The sequence below is a fragment of the Streptomyces sp. NPDC002181 genome, from assembly GCF_042890485.1.
Lineage (GTDB): Bacteria > Actinomycetota > Actinomycetes > Streptomycetales > Streptomycetaceae > Streptomyces.
The window spans coordinates 124,489-142,001 of the sequence record NZ_JBIASC010000010.1 but is presented as its reverse complement, the minus strand read 5'-3'; the positions used below and the strand labels follow the sequence as shown (position 1 = coordinate 142,001).

Genomic DNA, 17,513 nt, shown 5'->3' with positions numbered 1-17,513 from the left:
TCGTCGCCGACCGAACCCGCCGACGCCACCCTCCCCACCGACCTCCCGCGAGGATCCCATGTCCGACGCAGCGACCTCCGCGCCCACCGACCCGGACGCCGAGTTGCTCGACGCCCTGTGCCGCGAGCTCGCCGAGGCCGCCGACGCGGTCGGCGAGGCCGCCCGGCACGCCTCCGAACTGGCCCTCGGCACCCGGCTTCCGGCCGTCGCCCTGGGCCGGCGCCGCGCCCGCTCCCGCAGCGGCTGGCGCACCCTGCTGCGCACCCTCACCGATCCGGCGGGCCTGGGCTGGGCCCCGCGGGGGCGGGGTGTGGCGCGGGCCGGCTGGTTCGCCGGGATCCTCACCGGCCGCGAGAGCCTCGCCGTCAGCCTCGCCGTCTGCGGTCTCAAGGCCCGGATCCGGGCGGCGAGCGCGGAGCGGCCCGATCTGCTGGACGATCCCGAGTGCGCGGCGATCCTCCGGGCCGTGGACGAGGACCGGCAGGCGGCGGCCGCACGGGTGTTCCGCCGGCTCGTGCGGGACCGGGGCGCCGAGCGGGCGTTCGCGCTGCTGTCCCCGTCCTTCGCCGACCTGTTCGCCTGGAACGCGCTGACCGACGCGAACCCCTTCAACGACCACGCGGGCTGGCAGGTGGCCACCGGCCGGGCCGTGCCCGCGGAGCCCCTGCTCGGACTCGGCGCCGCCGTCCGGGCGTTCTTCGACCCGGACCGTGACCGGGACCGGGACCGGGACGGTGACCGCGACCGGGACCGTGACCGGGATCGGTACCGAGACGGGGGACAGGGCCGATGTCCCGCCACGACCGCCCCGCACAAGGGCTGCGGCCACGCCATCGGTCTCATCGGCACCGGCGGCATCCTCCTCGTCCAGCCCTGGCGCAGCCGGTGAGCCCCGGACCCCGGCGGCAGCGGCCCGGCCCGCCGCACCCCGCCGACGGCCTGCGCGAGCACTCCGCCACCCTGCGCTCCCACGCGCTCCGGCTGCACGCGGCAGCCGAAGCGCTGGACTGGCGGGGCCCGCGGGCCGACGCGTTCCGCGCCGAGGTCGCCGCCCTGGCCGACCGCTGCGCCACCGCCGCGAACGGCCTCGCCGTGGCGGCCGCCCAACTGGAGGACACGCCGTAGCGGAGCGGGGCTACAGGACGAGTGACAGCAGCAGGACGAAGCCCAGCCCGGCCACCGAGATGATGGTCTCCATCACCGACCAGGTCTTGACGGTCTGGCCGACGGTCATCCCGAAGTACTCCTTGACCAGCCAGAACCCGGCGTCGTTGACGTGGCTGAAGAACAGCGAGCCCGATCCGATCGCCAGCACCAGCAGGGACGTCTCCGTGGTCGACATGCCCGCGGCCAGCGGAGCCACGAGCCCGGCCGCCGAGATCGTGGCGACCGTGGCCGAGCCCGTCGCGAGCCGGATGGCCACGGCGATCAGCCAGGCCAGCAGCAGTGCGGGGACGGACCAGCTCTCCGACAGTTCCAGGACCATCCGGCCGACGCCCGCGTCGATCAGCGTCTGCTTGAAGCCCCCGCCCGCGCCCACGATGAGCAGGATGCCCGCGATCGGCGCCAGCGACTTCTCCACCGTCGTCGAGAGCCGTGCCTTCGTGAACCCGGCCGCCCGCCCCAGGGTGAACATGCCCGTGAACACCGCCGCGAGCAGCGCGATCAGCGGGGATCCCACGACGTCGGTGACCCGCTGCAGCCCGTTCGCCGGATCGTCGACAACGATGTCAACCAGCGCCTTGACCAGCATCAGACCCACCGGCAGCAGCACCGTGAACACGGTTGCCCCGAACCGCGGGCGGTGCTCCGACTCCGCCGGCGGCCGCTGCGGGATCATGTTCTCGGGAGCCGGGATGTCGACCCAGCGGGCCGCGTACCGGGAGAACAGCGGCCCGGCGATGACCACGGTCGGGATCGCCACCACCACGCCGAGCGCGAGCGTCACGCCGAGGTCGGCGTGGAGCGCGTCGATGGCGACGAGCGGGCCGGGGTGCGGCGGGATCAGCCCGTGCATGACGGACAGGCCGGCCAGCGCCGGGATGCCGATGCGCATCAGCGAGTAGTTGCCGCGCTTGGCCACGAGCAGCACCACCGGGATCAGCAGCACGATGCCGACCTCGAAGAAGAGCGGCAGCCCGATCACCGAGGCGATCAGCACCATGGCCCAGGGCATGGCCCGGCCCTTGGCCTTGGCGAGGATGGTGTCGACGATCTCGTCCGCGCCGCCCGAGTCGGCGAGCAGCCGGCCGAGGATCGCACCGAGCGCGATCAGTACGCCGACCCCCGCGACCGTGGCGCCCAGTCCGGCCGTGAAACTCGCGATGGTCTTGTCCAGCGGGGCGCCCGCGAACACCCCGAGGGCGAGCGAGCCGACCGTCAGCGCGAGGAAGGCGTGCAGCCTGAGGCGGGTGATGAGCAGGACGATGACGGCGATGGCCGCGAGGACGGCCACGCCCAGCCGGGCGTTCCCGGCCGAGGTGATCGGTGCGGGCGCGGCCGCCGCCAGTATCTCGACGCTGAGACCTGTCACGGTGGGGGTTCCTTAGCTTTCTCGGGAGGGAGCGGCGTACGGGCCCGCACCGGGCAGCGCGGACAGCGCGGCCAGGGCCCGTTCGGTGATCTCCTCGGGTGATCCGGACACGTCGACGACGACGCCGAGTTCGTCCTCCTGGAGCGGCTCCAGCGCGGCGAACTGCGAGTCCAGCAGCGTGGCCGGCATGAAGTGGCCCGTACGCTCCGCCATGCGCCGCTCGATCAGCGCACGATCGCCGGCCAGGTGTACGAACACGGCGTCCGGCGCGGCGCTGCGCAGCCGGTCGCGGTATGCGCGTTTGAGTGCCGACGAGGCCAGCACCGCGCCCTGTCCGGCCGGGCGGGCGCCGAGCCAGGCGCCGATGGCGTCCAGCCAGGGCCACCGGTCCGCGTCGTCCAGCGGGATGCCGGCGGACATCTTGGCGACGTTGGCCGCCGGGTGGAACGCGTCGCCCTCCACGTAGGGGAGGCCGAGCGCGTCCGCGAGCAGCCTGCCCACGGTCGTCTTGCCCGTGCCGGCCACGCCCATCACCACCAGCACGCGCTGGGTGCCGCTCACCTCGTACCTCGCTGCCTTCGTCGACATCGGTTCGTGCGCCCTCACTGAAGCCCATTAAGTAGTACTTATTCAAGAGTCTGCGGCAAAACATCACATCTTTTGTCCGCCGGGAGGTCACCGTACGCTTACGCCATGACCACAGAAGGCCAGGGACTCCACTCCCACGTGCTGGACACCCTCGGCCTCGCGATCACCGCCGGCGAGCACCCGCCCGGCAGCGTCCTGCGCACCGACGAGATCGCGGAGCGCTTCGACGCCTCGCGCACCGTGGTCCGCGAGGTCGTGCGCGTCCTGGAGTCCATGCAGCTGGTCGAATCCCGCCGCCGGGTCGGCGTCACCGTGCGCCCCGCGCAGGAGTGGAACGTCTACGACCCGCGCGTCATCCGCTGGCGCCTCGCCGGCGCCGACCGCCCCCGCCAGCTGCGTTCGCTGACCGTGCTGCGCTCCGCGATCGAGCCGGTCGCGGCCGGCCTCGCCGCCGTCCGGGCCACCCCCGGCCAGTGCGCCGCGCTCACGGAGGCGGCCCTCGGCATGGTCAGCACCTCGCGCGGCCACCAGCTCGACGCGTACCTGCGCCACGACGTCGAATTCCACCGGATCGTGCTGAACGCCTCCGGCAACGAGATGTTCGCCCGGCTCGGCGACGTCGTCGCCGAGGTCCTGACCGGCCGTACGCAGCACGCGGTGATGTTCCCCGACCCCGACCCGGCCGCCGTCACCCTCCACGTCCAGGTCGCCGAGGCCGTGCGGGAGGGCGACGCGGCCCGCGCCGAATCCCTGACCCGGCAGATCGCGGTGGGCGCCCTGGAGGAACTCGACGTCCTCGCCCCGGCGCCCACCGGTCCCTGACCGGCCCCTGAAGCGCGTTCACCGACGCGGGTTCACCCAGGGGCCGTTGACCTGCGGTTCGTTCAGACCGCGGTCCCCACCGGCGCGGTCTCGAAGCCCGCGTAGTAGGCGGCGGCCATGTCCTCGTCGGCGTGGCCTCCCGCCGCCGCGCGCTGCATGCGCGCTCCCGTGGCCCGGGCCAGGTCGACCGCGACCCCCGCCCGGTCCGCCGCCTCCGCGATCAGACCGGTGTCCTTCTCCGCCCCGTACACCGTGAAGCTGGGCGCGAAGTCCCGTTCCAGGACGGCCTTCATCTTCGCCTGGAGGTACGGGTTGTCCATCGGGCCGCCGGTCAGCGCCTGCGCGAACAGGCCCGGGTCCACCCCGAGCCCCTCCGCCAGCGCGAGGGCCTCGCCCACGGCCGCCGTCAGGGTGATCGCGTACCCGACCGTGGTCAGCTTCAGCCGGGTCGCGGCGCCCGCCTCCGCCCCCGCCCACAGCGTCTTGGCGCCCACCGCGCCGAACACCGGCTCCAGCCGCGGATCCGCCGGCCCGGAGGCCAGTACGACCAGCGTCCCCGCCTCGGCGGGCTGCCGGGTGCCCTGCACCGGGGCGTCCACGAACACCAGGCCGTGCTCCCGCGCGAAGCCGGCCAGTCCGTCGAGCGCGACCACGCCGACCGTGCTCATCTGCGCCCACACCTGTCCCGCGCGCAGCCCCGGCGCGGCGGCCGCCATGGCCTGGGCCACGGCCTCGCCGTCCGTCAGCATGGTCAGCACCACGTCGGCCCCGGCGACCGCCTCGGCCGGGGTGTCCACGACCACCGCGCCCTCCGCGGCGAGCGGTTCCGCCTTGTCCCGGGTCCGGTTCCACACCCGCAGTCCCAGCCCGGCCCGCAGCAGGTTGCGGCCCATCCCCGAGCCCATGATCCCGGTGCCCAGCAGTGCGACAGTGTTCACGGCGTCACTTCCCTTCCGGATACGTCCAGTCCGTCCCCTCCAGTCTCGACGCCGCACCCCCCTCAAGGGGTCATTGCGCGCCCGGCGCCGTCGTGCGCGGCGTCGTCTGCTGGACCGCCCAGCCGTTGCCGTCCGGGTCGGAGAAGTAGACGAACGAGCCCCACGGCATGTCCTGGACCTCCGTCACCTCGATGCCCCGGCCGCGCAGGTCCTCGTACGCCTCCTCGATGTCGGTGACGACGACCTGCATGTTGTCCAGCGAGCCCGGGGCCATCCGGGTGAGCCCCTTGCCCAGGGCGATCGAGCAGGCCGACCCGGGCGGGGTCAGCTGCACGAAGCGGATGTCCTCGCTCACGGTGACGTCGTGGTCGGCGTGGAAGCCGACCCGCTCGTAGAAGGCCTTGGCCCGGTCGACGTCGGTGACGGGGACGGCGACCAGCTCCAGCTTGATGTCCATGGGTGCTCCACGTGCTCCACGGTCGGTGCTCGGCGGGGGGCCCGCGGCTCGCGGGCCCCCCGGCATCATGCTCCCGCGGCCGGTACGGCGCCGCCCGGAGCGGCTTCCCGTGCCGTGTCCGCCGCCGCGAACTGGGTCCGGTACAGCTCCTCGTAGCGGCCGCCCGCCGCCAGCAGCCCGGTGTGCGTGCCGCGCTCCACGATCCGGCCCTCCTCGACCACCAGGATCAGGTCGGCCGCCTGCACGGTCGACAGCCGGTGCGCGATCACCACGGCGGTCCGGCCGGCCAGGGCCTCGGCCAGCGCCTCCTGCACCGCCGCCTCCGAAGTGGAGTCCAGGTGCGCCGTCGCCTCGTCCAGGATGACCACCCGCTGCCGGGCCAGCAGCAGCCGTGCGATCGTCAGCCGCTGCCGCTCGCCGCCGGAGAGGCGGTAGCCGCGTTCACCGACCACCGTGTCCAGGCCGTCGGGCAGCGAGGCGACGAGCCCGTCCAGCCGGGAGCGCCGCAGGGCCTCCCAGATCTCCTCCTCGTCCGCCTCCGGCCGGGCCAGCAGCAGATTGGAGCGCACCGACTCGTGGAAGAGGTGCCCGTCCTGGGTGACCATGCCGAGCGTCTCCCGGACGGAGTCGGCCGTGAGGTCCCGTACGTCGACCCCGCCGAGGCGGACGGCGCCCGCGTCGGCGTCGTACAGCCGCGGCAGCAGCTGGGCGATGGTCGACTTCCCCGCGCCGGAGGAGCCGACGAGGGCGACCATCTGTCCGGGCTCGGCGCGGAAGGACACCTCGTGCAGGACCTGCGTACCGCCCCGGGCGTCGAGGACCGCGACCTCCTCCAGCGAGGCGAGCGAGACCTTGTCGGGGGAGGGGTACCCGAAGGAGACCCGGTCGAACTCCACGGCGACCGGCCCCTCCGGCACCCGGACGGCGTCCGGCTTCTGGGCGATCAGCGGCTTCAGGTCGAGGATTTCGAAGACCCGCTCGAAGCTCACCAGGGCGCTCATCACCTCGACGCGGGCGCCGGCGAGCGAGGTCAGCGGCGCGTACAGCCGTGTCAGCAGCAGGGCGAGGGCGACGACGTTCCCGGCGTCCAGGGCGCCGCTCAGGGCGTAGTGGCCGCCGAGCCCGTAGACGAGCGCGAGCGCGAGGGCCGAGACCAGCGTGAGGGCGGTGATGAACGCCGACTGGGCCATCGCCGTGCGGATCCCGATGTCCCGTACGCGCGCCGCCCGCGCGGCGAACTCCGCGGACTCGTCGGCGGGCCGCCCGAACAGTTTGACGAGGGTGGCTCCGGGTGCGGAGAAGCGCTCCGTCATCTGCGTGCCCATCGCCGCGTTCAGGGTCGAGGCCTCCCGCTGCATGGCGGCCATCCGGGACCCCATGCGGCGGGCGGGCAGCACGAACACCGGCAGCAGGACCAGGGCCAGCAGGGTGATCTGCCAGGAGATGCCCAGCATCACGGCCAGCGTCAGCACCAGGGTCACCGTGTTGGCGACCACCCCGGACAGCGTGTTGCTGAACGCGCGCTGGGCGCCGATGACGTCGTTGTTGAGCCGGCTGACCAGCGCGCCGGTGCGGGTACGGGTGAAGAAGGCGACCGGCATCCGCTGCACGTGGTCGAAGACGGCCGTCCGCAGGTCGAGGATCAGCCCCTCCCCGAGGGTGGCCGACAGCTTGCGGGTGAGCAGCCCGAGCCCGGCCTCCGCCACCGCGATGACCGCGATGAGCAGGGCGAGCCGAGTGACCGTACCGCCCTCCTCGCCGTCCACGATGGCGGTGACCACCCGGCTGGCGAGGACCGGGGTGGCCACCGCGAGCAGCGCGGTCACGACGCTGAGCAGCAGGAAGAGGGTGAGCCCGCGGCGGTGCGGGCGGGCGAATGCGGCGACCCGGCGCAGGCTCTCCCGGGAGAGCGGGCGCCGGTCCTGCCGGGCGTTCATCGCGCTGTGCAGCGACGTCCAGGCGGTGACTTCCATGTCCATACGGGGAACGCTAGGACCTCAACCAAACTTGAGGTCAAGGAATCGCCCGGATCGATGCCGAACCACCGCTCGAACGAGGGGTGTTCGGCATCCTGCGGACTGTCGGTGGGGGGTGCCATCATCGGAGGATGACCCAGGGACCGCCGCAGGGATCGACGCAGGAACCGGGGCCCGGCCGCTCCGGGCGGACGACCGCCGACACCGTCCTGGACCTGTTCGAGCAGCAGGCACGGGACACCCCGCGAGGCCATGCCGTCATCGCCGGCGCGGACAGCCTCACCTACGGGCAACTTGACGTCCAGGCGAACCAGTTGGCGCACCACCTCATGGCCGCTGGACTGCCGCCCGGCGCCGTCGTGGCGATCGGTACCGCCCGCCGGCCCCAGATCGTCGTCGCCCTCCTGGCAGCCCTCAAGGCCGGCGGGTCCTACGCCGTCATCGACGTCGAGGTCCCGTTCACCGGGCAGCGGCAGCTCGCCGCCCTCACCCCGTACGTCCTGGTCACCGACGCCGCCCACCACGCGCGACTGGACGACGGCAGCGCACGGCGGGTGATCCGCCTCGGCGCGGAAGCGCCCGGGATATCGGCCCGGCCCACCGAGGCGCCGGCGCGGCCGGAGCCCGGTGCGACGGCCGCCGTCCTCTTCACCGGAGCGTCCTTTCCGCGCGCCGTCCCCGTCGGGCACGCCCGGCTGCTCGCGGCGCACGAGGCCTGGACGAAGGTCATCCGGCCGGTCCCCGAGGACCGCCACCTGATCACCCAGGGCCCGGACCTCACACCGTTCGCCGCCGGCTGGACCAGAGCCCTGTGCTCGGGCGGCGCCCTCGTCGTGCCCGCGCGCACGCCCTGGACGCCCGAGGGGATCCGCCGGGCGGTCGAGACCGAGCAGGTCAGCATCGTGCACACCGATCCGGCGGGTGCGACCCGGCTGCCCGTCCGGGACACCGGGGCCGCCGGACCCGGCGCGGGCCCCGCGGGCGGCGGCGCGCGCGGCCGCCGCGAAGTCGACCCGGCCCTGCGGTGGCTGCGACTGGTCACGGTCACCGGCGACCGGTTCTTCCTCGACGAGCAGGACGCCCTGCAGTCGAACCTGCGGGCCGGAGCCCGGGTGCTCAACGCGTACGGGCCCACCGAGGCGGCGGGCGTCGGAACCTGGTTCGAACTGTCCCAGCTCTCCCGCCCGTTGGACCACCCCGAGCGGCTCTCCCTGATCGGCACCCCCTTCCCCGGCTGCGGCGCCGAAGCCCGCGACGGGCAGCTCCACCTCACCCCGCCCGACGGCGGCGACCCCGTCCCCACCGGCGACCTCGCGCAGTTCCGTCCGGACGGGCTGTGGGAGTTCCGGGGCCGCAGACGGGACCGGATCGCCCTGAACGACGGCGCGTTCGACCCCCACGAGCTCGAAGCCGTCATCCGCAGCCACCCGGACGTCGGCGCCGCACTCGTGGCCGAGATCCCGCAGGACGAGAGCGGCGCGCGCCGGCTGGTCGCCCACGTGGCACCGCCCGCCGACACGCGGTCCTGGCCCCCGGCCGCCGACCTGCCGGACGCCGGGGAGCTCCGCGAACACCTCGCGGGGAAGGCCGGCCCCGCACAGCTGCCGCAGGTAGTGATCCGGCTGCGCGCCCTGCCCCGCAACCGCGGCGGGCAGGAGAACCGGGAAGCCCTGCCCCAGCCCGTGCTCACCGGCAAGCAGGGCCCGGGCGGCGCGGGCGGCTCCGGAAAGTACACCCCCACCGGGAGCGGCACCCCCACACCGTTCGGGATCGTCGGCTGCGGCATCCCGTTCCTGATCGGCACCGGCCTGATCTTCTTCATCCTCTCGAAGATCTTCTGGCCCGGCTCGACCGACCTGAACGGTGTGCCCAGCCCCTGGGCGTTCCTCTTCTTCGTGCTCTACCTGTTCGAAGGAGCCTCGTTCGCCGCCGGGCTGGTCTTCCTCTTCGGCGGCCGCGCGATGATGCTGCGCCACGGCCCCGGCGCGGGCCCCGACCAGAGCCCCGGCCTGACCAGGGCCGCGCACCTGGCGGTGGTCTACCTGCTGATCGCCTGGTGGCCGCAGGACAACTTCTACCGGCTCGCGGCCAAGCACGACTGGCCGGTCCAGGCCGCCCTCGTCTACGTCTTCAACATCCCGCTGATGCTCGCCGCCGTCCTCCTCGCCTTCTACGTCACCCGGAAACCGCCCTCGCCCTTCGACTTCGAGGCGGCCGGCGACCGCGACGGCACCTCCGTCCGCTGACCTCCGGAGAACGCCGCCCCCACGGCGAGCGCCTCCGCCCGCACCAGTGCCTCGGCCGCGTCCAGCGCCTCCCCGCTGTGCGCGGCCACCAGCACGCCCAGCCAGGGTGCCGGGTCGAAGGCGGCCGTGGGGATCGCGGGCAGGAACACCGCCCCGAGCTCCGCGCAGCCCCGCTCCAGCGCCTCGCACAGTTCGTCGAGCGCCGCGTCGGGCAGTCGGGCCCCCAGCTCCACCCGGTCCGCGATCCGTACGAAATGCCCCGCACCCCGGAGCGCGTCGAGCCGGGCCGCCACCATGAAGGCGATCGACGGTCCGGTGAGCCGCAGGTTCGTCTCGGTCGGCGCCAGCCGCCCCGACCCGTCGGCGACGAAGTCCACGTCGAACCAGCCCCGGTAGCCGGCGGCCGAGAGCTCCCGGCCCACCGCCTCCCCGAACGCGAGCAGAGGCATCCGCGCCCATGCGGGCACCACCCCGGGGCCCACCGTCGCCCCGCGGTACCCGCCGCCCGCCACGTCCATCACCGCGCCGCCCACCTCGTGCACCCGGCCCGCCCCGTCCACGAACCCGTCGTACGTGAGGTCGCGCGGCTCCCGCGGATCGGCCGGGCCGGCCACGTACTCCTCCACCAGCAGGGGCCCGCGCGGCAGGGTGCGCAGCACCGCGCGGGCGCCGCCCGCGGCCCGGACCCGCTCGGGGTTCACCACGGTGGTGCCCGAACCGCCCACTCCGTACTCCGACTTGAGCACCGTGCTCGCGCCCGCCCCGGCCCGGGCGGCCAGCAGCCTGGCCGCCGCCCGCCGGGTGGGGGCCGGCCACTGCCCGGGGAGCAGGATCCGGGGGTGCCCGCCGCCCGCCAGGATCCGCGCGAACAGGCCGTGCGCCGCCGACTTCGACTCGTACCGCAGCTCGCGGGGCCGCCACGGCCGGCCGGACAGCCGGGCGAAGCCCGCCGTCAGCCCCCACGGTACGAAGGGCAGCCCGGCCCCGACCAGCCGCCCGGCCAGCGCCGGCCTGGCCCGTACGGCATCCGACAGCCCGCCGCCCGCGGGCAGGCCGGAACCCCCCTGCGCCAGGCCGTCGTACACCTCCACCCCCTCCCACTCCAGGAGGCGCCCGACCCGCCGGATCCAGTCCGGCGGCACCGCCCCGGGCAGCACCAGCGCTCCCGGCGACGGGCTGTAGAACGCGGCCAGGCAGGCGTAGTGCCGCGCGGCCCGCTGCCCGGGGTCGAGGGAGGCGTCGCCGAACTGGGCGTTGTACTCGCCGACATTGCCCACGTGCACGGCCCGAACGCCGCCCGTCCAGGCCCGCGCCCAGGCGGCGAGCGGCGCGGGCACCGCCTCGAACCGCACCAGACCGGCGGGCGGCTCCTCCTCGCCGCCCGCCGCGCCGGGTCGCGGTGGACCGAGGGCGCCCATCGCCCGGTAGAACCCGGCGGCGTACGGATCGGAGTCGATCAGCAGCCTGCGGCAGCCCAGCCCTGCCGCCCGGCGCAGCGCGTCCCGGTACAGCCGCCGCCCCACGCCCCGTCCGATGGCCTCCGGCTCCACGAACAGCAGTCCCAGCCGGGCCACCGGCGGCCCGCCCTCCAGAGAGGCGAGCCCCAGCACCCGCCCCTCGCAGGCTTCTTCGGCCACGACGATCCGGCGCTCGGCCACCTCCCCGTCCCGGATGCGCAGTTCCGGCGCGCACGAGGCCAGGAACTCGGCGTCGTACCCCCAGTACGCCTTGGAACGCAGCACGAGAGCGCCGAGTTCCTCGGCCTCACCGGGCCGTGCCGCTCTGAGCTTTACCATTCCCTGACCTCCCCATGGCCTGCCGGGAGGCCGTGCGATAGATTCGGCCACCCTGAGCCCCCCTGACGGGAGGTGTCCCGTCACGTACGGCAGGTCCTTCCTACCCCCGCGGAGAACGGCTTCTCAATGAGCGACATCATCAACGGACTTGGCCGCACCAGCGCCTACGGCGCCCTCGGCCTGGTCCTGCTGATCCTCGGCATCGTCCTGGTGGACGTGCTGACGCCCGGGAAGCTGCCGAAGCAGATCTGGGAGGAGCGCAACCGGAACGCGTCCGTCATGCTGAGCTCCGCGCTCCTCGGCGTCGGCGGGATCGTCTTCACCTCGATCTGGACCACGTACGACGACTTCGGCAAGGGGCTGCTGTCCACGGCCGCGTTCGGGCTGCTCGGCCTGGTCCTGATGGGCGTCGCGTTCCTGGTGCTGGACTGGGTGACCCCCGGCAAGCTCGGCGCGATCGTCGTCGACCCGCAGCCGCACCCGGCGGTCTGGGTCACGGCCTCCTGCAACCTGGCGGTGGCCGCGATCGTCGCCGCCTCGATCGCCTGACCGGGCTGATCCGCCCGCCGCGCGGACACGGCGAGAGCGCCGCCCCCTGCGGGGAGCGGCGCTCTCGCCGTACCGGCGTGCGCACGGCCTATGCCAGGCCCAGCGCGAACACCGCGAACCCGGCCGCCAGCACCCCCGCCAGCGTGCGCCGCACCGCCGTCGCCCGGGTCCACGGCTCCTCGAACCGGCGGGCGTACCGGGCGATGCCCGCCAGCAACACCGCGAACACCGGCATCCAGGCCAGCCGGGCCGCGATCCAGCCCAGCGTCTGCGGAGCCGTCGTCAGCCCCGTCAGCCCGCCCGCGAACGAAGCGGGTACGGCCGCCGCCAGCATGGCCGTCTGGTGCCAGCACAGGATCGTCATCGCGCACAGGTTGATCACGACGACCGGGGCCCACAGCACCGGCCGGGCCAGCAGCCTCGCCAGCCGGTCGCGCAGCAGCATCGCCGCCCCCGACTGCGCCGAGGCCAGGGCCACCACCAGCAGCGACGGCGGGTGCGAGTTGGTGCGCGCCTCGCCCGGCACGCCGACCATCGACGCCGGGTAGTGGAACACCGCGAGCAGCGCCGCGAACAGCACGGTCCCGCCCGCCAGCAGCAGCCAGGCCCCGCGTCGGCCGATCCGGCCCTCGCCCCAGCTCACGCCGAGCTGATAGGCGAACAGCCAGCCCGGCAGGATGTTCACCACCGCCAGCCACGAGGGCACGGACCCGGCGAACGGCCCGTACCGCAGGAAGTCCACCACCGCGACCGAGGCGAGCAGCGGGACCGCCGCCCGGCCGCCGAGCCGGCGCGCCGCCGCCACGCAGTACGGGGTCAGCGCGGTCACCACCACGTACACGCCCACGAACCACAGCGGCTGGATCACCAGCGTCGCCCCGGTGCGCAGCGTGGCCTCCGGCACGCCCGCCGCGTACAGCACCGGCGCGGCCAGCGCCCACACCGCCGTGACCCCGAGCACCGGCCGCCCCAGCCGGACGATCCGGCCCTTCAGCCACTGCCCGGCGGACCCCTTGCGGCGGTGGTAGGAGAGCACCGAGGCGTACCCGCCCACCAGGAAGAAGATGCCGAGCATCTGGAGGACCCAGCTCGCCGGGGCCAGTTCGCCGAACGCGGCGAGCGGGCTCGCGTTGTGCAGGCCGCCCTCCGCGTCGCGGGTGAACCCGCCGAGCAGCCAGTGGCCGGTCGGCACGGCCAGCAGGGCGAGGGCGCGCAGTCCGTCGACGGCCCGGTCGCGGTGGGCGGGGGTCTGCCGCTCGATCCGGTCGGCGGCCCTCTTGAGCGCGGTGAGCGTGGTCGGTGCGGCCGGCGTGCTCATCGGACCTCTCCCCTCGCGATCGCGGCGAAGGCCGCCAGGGACTGGGTGCCGGGTACGAGGTAGCCGGTGTGGCCGTGCACGTCGGAGGCGGGCACCTTGCGGGCCCCGAAGGCGGCGGAGGCCGGATCGGCGCCGTGGCCGATCCCGGCGAACCGCACGTTCGGCACGTCGCCGATCCAGTCGGAGGGCCCCCGGGCAGCCCAGACGCGGGCTCGGGTGTGGAGCCCGGCGGCGGTGTCGGCGCGCATGCCGGGCGAGCCGAACACGACGATGTCGCCGGCGTCCGTACGACCGGCCGCGAGGCCCCCGACCACCGAGCCGTAGCTGTGGCAGAACAGCACCGGGTCGGGTGCGCCGATCGCGTCGAGCCCCGCCGTGAACCGGGCCAGCCGCTCCGCGCCCGCCTCGGCCAGCCGCCCCGAAGCCGCGTCCAGACCGACCCCGACGGGGGTGGTGTAGCCGGTCCAGGCCACCACCGCCACGTCCTCGCCGGCCGCGGCGCGCAGCGAGCGGGCCATCCCGGCCGGGCCGGTGTACGGCGCGCGCTTCGCGTCGTACGTGGTGGCGTCGCTGTCCGAACCCGGTACGACCACCGAGACGTGCGCGGCCCGCCCCAGGTCCCCGAACACCTCGACGACCTGGCCGCGCCCGCGCGGATCGAAGGCGAGGATCTGCCGGCCCGGCGAGGCGAGCGAGGCGTAGCGCGCCTCGCCCGTCGCGAGGACGGCCAGCCGGTTGGCCTCGTACCGGAGGGGGACGGGGGCGCCGTCGAGGTTGCCGACCACCAGCGGGTGGTCGCGTACGAGCTCCCGGCGCTCCGCGTCGTCCAGCCCGGCGAAGAACCGGGCGACGTCCCGCGGCGAGGTGCCCGCCGGGTCGGGCAGCGGCCTGCCGGACACGGTGTCGGCCCGCCAGGCGGCGGTGCCGGGCGGCGGTCCGGTGACCGCCTGCTGGCTGTCGCCGGAGGCCCATCCCGCGGTCCCCCCGACCACGGCCACGGCCAGTGCGGCCGTGGCCAGGGTCCTTCCGAAGCGGCGCATGCCCCTTCTCCTCTCCTCGTGACGGGGAGAAGGTAAGGAGAAGGTGTCGGAGTGGACGTCGGACCGTGGAGCCAAGTCGGAGTTCATACCCCGGTAGGGGGTGGAGGAGACGCCCCGCGTCAGGCCGGGCCCGGCATCAGTCCGAGTCGCCGGGCCGCACCAGCCCCGCCTCGTACGCGAAGATCACCGCCTGGGCCCGGTCCCGCAGGTCCAGCTTGGCCAGCACCCGCCCGATGTGCGTCTTCACGGTCTGCTCGGCCAGCACGAGGTGCCCGGCGATCTCCTGGTTCGACAGCCCGCGCGCGATGAGCTCCAGCACCTCGGTCTCCCGCGGGGTCAGCCCCTTCAGCCGCAGCGCCGGATCCTTGCGCGGCGCCGGCCGCTGCTGGACGAAGTCCGCGATCAGCCGCCGGGTCACCGAGGGCGCCAGCAGCGCCTCGCCCGACGCGACCACCCGGACCGCCGCGATCAGATCGGCGGGCGGCGCGTCCTTCAGCAGGAACCCCGAGGCGCCCGCGCGCAGCGCCTCGTACACGTAGTCGTCGATGTCGAAGGTGGTCAGCATCAGCACCTTCGGCCGGTGGACCACCCCCGGCGGCGGGCCGAGCAGCTCCCGGGCCGCCGACAGCCCGTCCATCTCCGGCATGCGCACGTCCATCAGCACCACGTCGGGATGCACGGTCCGCGCGACCTGGACCCCCTGCCGCCCGTCGGGGGCCTCGCCCACCACGTCGATGTCGGCCTGCGCCGACAGCAGGGCGGCGAACCCCGCCCGCACCATGGCCTGGTCGTCGACGATGATCACACGGATGGTCAACTGGGTTCCTCGCTGGCGTCGTTCAGGGGCAGACGGGCCGCGACCCGGAAGCCGCCGTCGGGCAGCGGGCCGGTGTCCAGGGTCCCGCCCGTCAACCGTACGCGCTCGTGCATGCCGACCAGACCGTGCCCGGTGCCAGAACCGCCCGGCTCCACCGCCGCGTCCCGCGCCGCCGGGCCGTTGACGACGAGCACGAGCACCTCCCCGGCGTCGTACGTCACGGAAACGCGGGTCTCGGCTCCCGGCGCGTGCCGCACCACGTTCGCCAGTGCCTCCTGCACGATCCGGTACGCCGACAGGTCCACGGCCGGCGGCGCCGCCCGCTCGGCCCCGGCCGCGAGCGACGCCTCCACCGGCTGCCCCGCCCGTACGGTCGCCTCCACCAGCTGCTGGATCCGGCCGATGCCCGGCTGCGGGGCCAGCTCGCCCGCTCCGCCCGGAGCCGGGCCGCCCCCGTTCCCGTCGCTGCGCAGCACCGTCAGCAGCCGCCGCATCTCGCTCAGCGACTCGCGCGCACTGGCCGCGATCGCCGCGAACTCCTCCTGTACCGGCCCGGCCATGCCGGGCAGCCGGTACGGCGCGGAGTCCGCCTGCACGGTGATCACCGACATGTGGTGCGCGACCACGTCGTGCAGCTCCCGGGCGATCCGCGCCCGTTCCTCCAGCAGCGTCCGCCGGGCCCGCTCCGCCTCGCTGATGCTCTCCTGCTCGGCGATCCGCTGCTGCGCGTCGCCGATCCCGCGCAGCGCCCCGGTCACGGCGAGGACGCTGCCGCTCAGCACGAACAGCAGCGCGCTCGTGGTGGTCACCCCATCGGGCTCGAAGAAGCCGAGCACCACCCCGACGGCGCCCGTGACCAGCCACACCCCGATCAGGGTCCGGATCGACTCGCGCAGCCCCAGACAGACCATCAGCACCAGGTAGCCGACGATGGACATCGGGGTCCACGGCCAGGTGTGCCCGGCGACCCGGTCGGCGTGGGTCAGCACCACCGCCCCGAGCGTGTCCGCGGCCAGGACCAGCGCCCACGCGGACAGCGGCCGCGTCACCGCCAGCAGCAGCGGTACGGTCTGGGCCACGCCCAGCGCGCCCGCCCAGCCGCCGCCCGCCTTGTAGTCGTTGGTCAGCACGGCGATGGTCGTCGGCAGCAGCGACAGCACGAAGACGCCGACGACGGCGTACGGCAGCATCCGCTGCCAGGCTTTCGGCGCCTGCGCGAACAGCGGTTCGGCCGCCCGGGCGGGCGTACGCAGCACCGCCGTGAACCGCACCGGCGCCCGCGCCGGGGCCGGCGTACGAGGTCGGCCGGGGCTGCGGGGGCGGGCTTCATCGCGATCGCTCATGATCGGTCCAGCCTATGCTCCGGAGTTCCTCCAGGAAGGCAGGAGTACGCTGCTCGCTGTCGATCACAGGGGGAGCCGGTACACATGGGCACGGCAGCGGCACTAGAAAAGCTCGTACCGGTGCTGCTGGCCTTCGGCGGAGGTGTGCTGCTCGCCCGCCGCAAGACCGTCCCGGCCGAGGCCTCCAAGGTCTTCGCCGACTACGCCTTCCTCTTCGCCGTCCCCTGCTACCTCTTCGGCAACATCTACGCCAGCGACCTCGGCGCCCTCTTCAACTGGCACGCGATCGGCTCCTACGCCGCGGCCGCCGCACTCGCCGTACTCCTCATAGCCTTCGCCTCGGGCGCCCGGGGCCTGCGGGATCCCCGCGACGTGGCGCTGCGCGTCATGGCCGGAGTCCAGGTGAACACCGCCTACTTCGCCGTCCCCGTGTTCATCACCTTCTTCGGGACGGCCGCGCCGATCTTCCCCGTCCTGCTCTTCCAGGTCTGCGTGCTCTCCCTCGTCGTCATCTCCATCATGGAGCTGGGCCGCGCCGGCGAGACCTCCGGCACTCCCGCGCAGCGCCTGTCGAGGGCCGTCGGCGCCTCGCTCGCCACCCCGGTGGTCCTGGCCTGCAATGCCGGGATCGTGCTCAACCTCCTCTCCGTGCACCTCCCGAAGGTGGTGCTGGACGGGGCCTCCTTCGTCGGCGACAGCGCCTCGCCGATCGCCCTGTTCGCCCTCGGACTGCACCTCGGCGGCGTCGGACTGGACGTCCGGGGCACCTCCCGCGAGGAGATGGCCCTCATCGCCTTCAAGTGCCTGGCCTTCCCGCTGCTCGCCTGGGCGGTGTGCGGACTGCTGTTCGGCGTGCGGGGCGAGTGGCTGACGTACCTCGTCCTGATCGCCGCGATGCCGACCCCGCAGAACCTGTTCGTCTTCGCCCAGCGCTACGACGTGGGCGTGGACCTCTCCGCCTCGCTGGTGATCAAGAGTTCGGTGGTCTCGCTGCTGCTGCTCCCGGTCTGGCTGCAGACGGTGGCCGGCTGAGGGGGCCGAACAAGCGGCGCGACGTACGTTCCCCGCGGCGGCTTCGGTCGTTGACCCG

At 74.3% G+C, this 17,513-nt stretch carries 16 protein-coding genes; 6 read left to right on the top strand and 10 right to left on the bottom strand.

The window, feature by feature from the left end:
- Positions 1-58 precede the first annotated feature (58 nt).
- Both ACFYXV_RS23840 and ACFYXV_RS23835 read left to right on the top strand, forming a co-directional pair.
- A complete protein-coding gene (locus ACFYXV_RS23840; protein ID WP_389383962.1) occupies positions 59-889 on the top strand; it encodes a hypothetical protein in 831 nt (276 codons plus the stop codon).
- Positions 886-1,125, top strand: coding sequence for a hypothetical protein (locus ACFYXV_RS23835; RefSeq protein ID WP_389383961.1), 240 nt, complete (start codon positions 886-888; stop codon positions 1,123-1,125). The genes ACFYXV_RS23840 and ACFYXV_RS23835 overlap by 4 nt, the downstream gene beginning before the upstream one ends.
- A 10-nt stretch (positions 1,126-1,135) precedes the next feature.
- Here the strand turns inward: ACFYXV_RS23835 and ACFYXV_RS23830 are convergent, their stop codons facing one another.
- Positions 1,136-2,533, bottom strand: coding sequence for a gluconate:H+ symporter (locus ACFYXV_RS23830; protein WP_385465775.1), 1,398 nt, complete (start codon positions 2,531-2,533; stop codon positions 1,136-1,138).
- 12 nt (positions 2,534-2,545) lie between these two features.
- Positions 2,546-3,121: a gluconokinase gene (locus tag ACFYXV_RS23825; protein ID WP_385465772.1), complete on the bottom strand. Its 576-nt coding sequence runs from the start codon at positions 3,119-3,121 to the stop codon at positions 2,546-2,548.
- Positions 3,122-3,226: 105 nt separating this feature from the next.
- Between ACFYXV_RS23825 and ACFYXV_RS23820 the strand changes: the two genes are divergently transcribed.
- Positions 3,227-3,943, top strand: coding sequence for a FadR/GntR family transcriptional regulator (locus tag ACFYXV_RS23820; RefSeq protein WP_385465769.1), 717 nt, complete (start codon positions 3,227-3,229; stop codon positions 3,941-3,943).
- Positions 3,944-4,005: 62 nt separating this feature from the next.
- On the opposite strand, the gene ACFYXV_RS23815 is transcribed toward ACFYXV_RS23820, so the two are convergent.
- The 3 genes from ACFYXV_RS23815 to ACFYXV_RS23805 form a co-directional block, all read right to left on the bottom strand.
- Positions 4,006-4,881, bottom strand: a complete 876-nt coding sequence (locus ACFYXV_RS23815) for an NAD(P)-dependent oxidoreductase (protein ID WP_383352813.1) — start codon at positions 4,879-4,881, stop codon at positions 4,006-4,008.
- 70 nt (positions 4,882-4,951) lie between these two features.
- Positions 4,952-5,338 carry a VOC family protein gene (locus tag ACFYXV_RS23810; protein ID WP_383352810.1) on the bottom strand — a complete coding sequence of 129 codons (387 nt, stop codon included), beginning with the start codon at positions 5,336-5,338 and terminating at the stop codon, positions 4,952-4,954.
- A 65-nt stretch (positions 5,339-5,403) separates the two neighbouring features.
- Positions 5,404-7,317, bottom strand: coding sequence for an ABC transporter ATP-binding protein (locus ACFYXV_RS23805; RefSeq protein WP_385465763.1), 1,914 nt, complete (start codon positions 7,315-7,317; stop codon positions 5,404-5,406).
- Between the two features lie 128 nt (positions 7,318-7,445).
- On the opposite strand from ACFYXV_RS23805, the gene ACFYXV_RS23800 reads away from it, so the two are divergent.
- Positions 7,446-9,560: an AMP-binding protein gene (locus tag ACFYXV_RS23800; protein WP_389383960.1), complete on the top strand. Its 2,115-nt coding sequence runs from the start codon at positions 7,446-7,448 to the stop codon at positions 9,558-9,560.
- On the opposite strand, the gene ACFYXV_RS23795 is transcribed toward ACFYXV_RS23800, so the two are convergent.
- Positions 9,485-11,356, bottom strand: coding sequence for a GNAT family N-acetyltransferase (locus ACFYXV_RS23795; protein ID WP_389383959.1), 1,872 nt, complete (start codon positions 11,354-11,356; stop codon positions 9,485-9,487). The genes ACFYXV_RS23800 and ACFYXV_RS23795 overlap by 76 nt on opposite strands.
- Positions 11,357-11,482: 126 nt before the next feature.
- Here ACFYXV_RS23795 and ACFYXV_RS23790 point away from each other — a divergent pair, with 126 nt between their 5' ends.
- Complete coding sequence (locus ACFYXV_RS23790; RefSeq protein WP_383357499.1) at positions 11,483-11,905, top strand: DUF350 domain-containing protein; 423 nt, start codon at positions 11,483-11,485, stop codon at positions 11,903-11,905.
- Positions 11,906-11,993: 88 nt separating this feature from the next.
- Here ACFYXV_RS23790 and ACFYXV_RS23785 read toward each other — a convergent pair whose 3' ends face one another.
- The 4 genes from ACFYXV_RS23785 to ACFYXV_RS23770 form a co-directional block, all read right to left on the bottom strand.
- Entirely contained in the window at positions 11,994-13,223 is a 1,230-nt protein-coding gene (locus ACFYXV_RS23785) for an acyltransferase (protein WP_389383958.1), read from the bottom strand.
- Entirely contained in the window at positions 13,220-14,263 is a 1,044-nt protein-coding gene (locus ACFYXV_RS23780) for an alpha/beta hydrolase (RefSeq protein ID WP_389383957.1), read from the bottom strand. Before ACFYXV_RS23780 ends, ACFYXV_RS23785 begins: the two co-directional genes overlap by 4 nt.
- Before the next feature lie 136 nt (positions 14,264-14,399).
- Positions 14,400-15,080 (bottom strand): response regulator, encoded by a 681-nt coding sequence (locus ACFYXV_RS23775; RefSeq protein WP_385476175.1) that lies wholly within the window; start codon positions 15,078-15,080, stop codon positions 14,400-14,402.
- Complete coding sequence (locus ACFYXV_RS23770; protein WP_389383956.1) at positions 15,077-16,423, bottom strand: sensor histidine kinase; 1,347 nt, start codon at positions 16,421-16,423, stop codon at positions 15,077-15,079. The genes ACFYXV_RS23775 and ACFYXV_RS23770 overlap by 4 nt, the downstream gene beginning before the upstream one ends.
- An 84-nt stretch (positions 16,424-16,507) precedes the next feature.
- On the opposite strand from ACFYXV_RS23770, the gene ACFYXV_RS23765 reads away from it, so the two are divergent.
- Positions 16,508-17,455, top strand: a complete 948-nt coding sequence (locus ACFYXV_RS23765; RefSeq protein WP_385476171.1) for an AEC family transporter — start codon at positions 16,508-16,510, stop codon at positions 17,453-17,455.
- Positions 17,456-17,513: the final 58 nt, after the last annotated feature.

Coding starts and splice junctions, on each gene's coding strand:
- ACFYXV_RS23840 (WP_389383962.1), top strand. CDS start 59: ATGTCCGACGCAGCGACCTCCGCGCCCACCGACCCGGACGCCGAGTTG.
- ACFYXV_RS23795 (WP_389383959.1), bottom strand. CDS start 11,356: ATGGTAAAGCTCAGAGCGGCACGGCCCGGTGAGGCCGAGGAACTCGGC.
- ACFYXV_RS23820 (WP_385465769.1), top strand. CDS start 3,227: ATGACCACAGAAGGCCAGGGACTCCACTCCCACGTGCTGGACACCCTC.
- ACFYXV_RS23785 (WP_389383958.1), bottom strand. CDS start 13,223: ATGAGCACGCCGGCCGCACCGACCACGCTCACCGCGCTCAAGAGGGCC.
- ACFYXV_RS23770 (WP_389383956.1), bottom strand. CDS start 16,423: ATGAGCGATCGCGATGAAGCCCGCCCCCGCAGCCCCGGCCGACCTCGT.
- ACFYXV_RS23810 (WP_383352810.1), bottom strand. CDS start 5,338: ATGGACATCAAGCTGGAGCTGGTCGCCGTCCCCGTCACCGACGTCGAC.
- ACFYXV_RS23825 (WP_385465772.1), bottom strand. CDS start 3,121: ATGTCGACGAAGGCAGCGAGGTACGAGGTGAGCGGCACCCAGCGCGTG.
- ACFYXV_RS23805 (WP_385465763.1), bottom strand. CDS start 7,317: ATGGACATGGAAGTCACCGCCTGGACGTCGCTGCACAGCGCGATGAAC.
- ACFYXV_RS23765 (WP_385476171.1), top strand. CDS start 16,508: ATGGGCACGGCAGCGGCACTAGAAAAGCTCGTACCGGTGCTGCTGGCC.
- ACFYXV_RS23790 (WP_383357499.1), top strand. CDS start 11,483: ATGAGCGACATCATCAACGGACTTGGCCGCACCAGCGCCTACGGCGCC.
- ACFYXV_RS23780 (WP_389383957.1), bottom strand. CDS start 14,263: ATGCGCCGCTTCGGAAGGACCCTGGCCACGGCCGCACTGGCCGTGGCC.
- ACFYXV_RS23800 (WP_389383960.1), top strand. CDS start 7,446: ATGACCCAGGGACCGCCGCAGGGATCGACGCAGGAACCGGGGCCCGGC.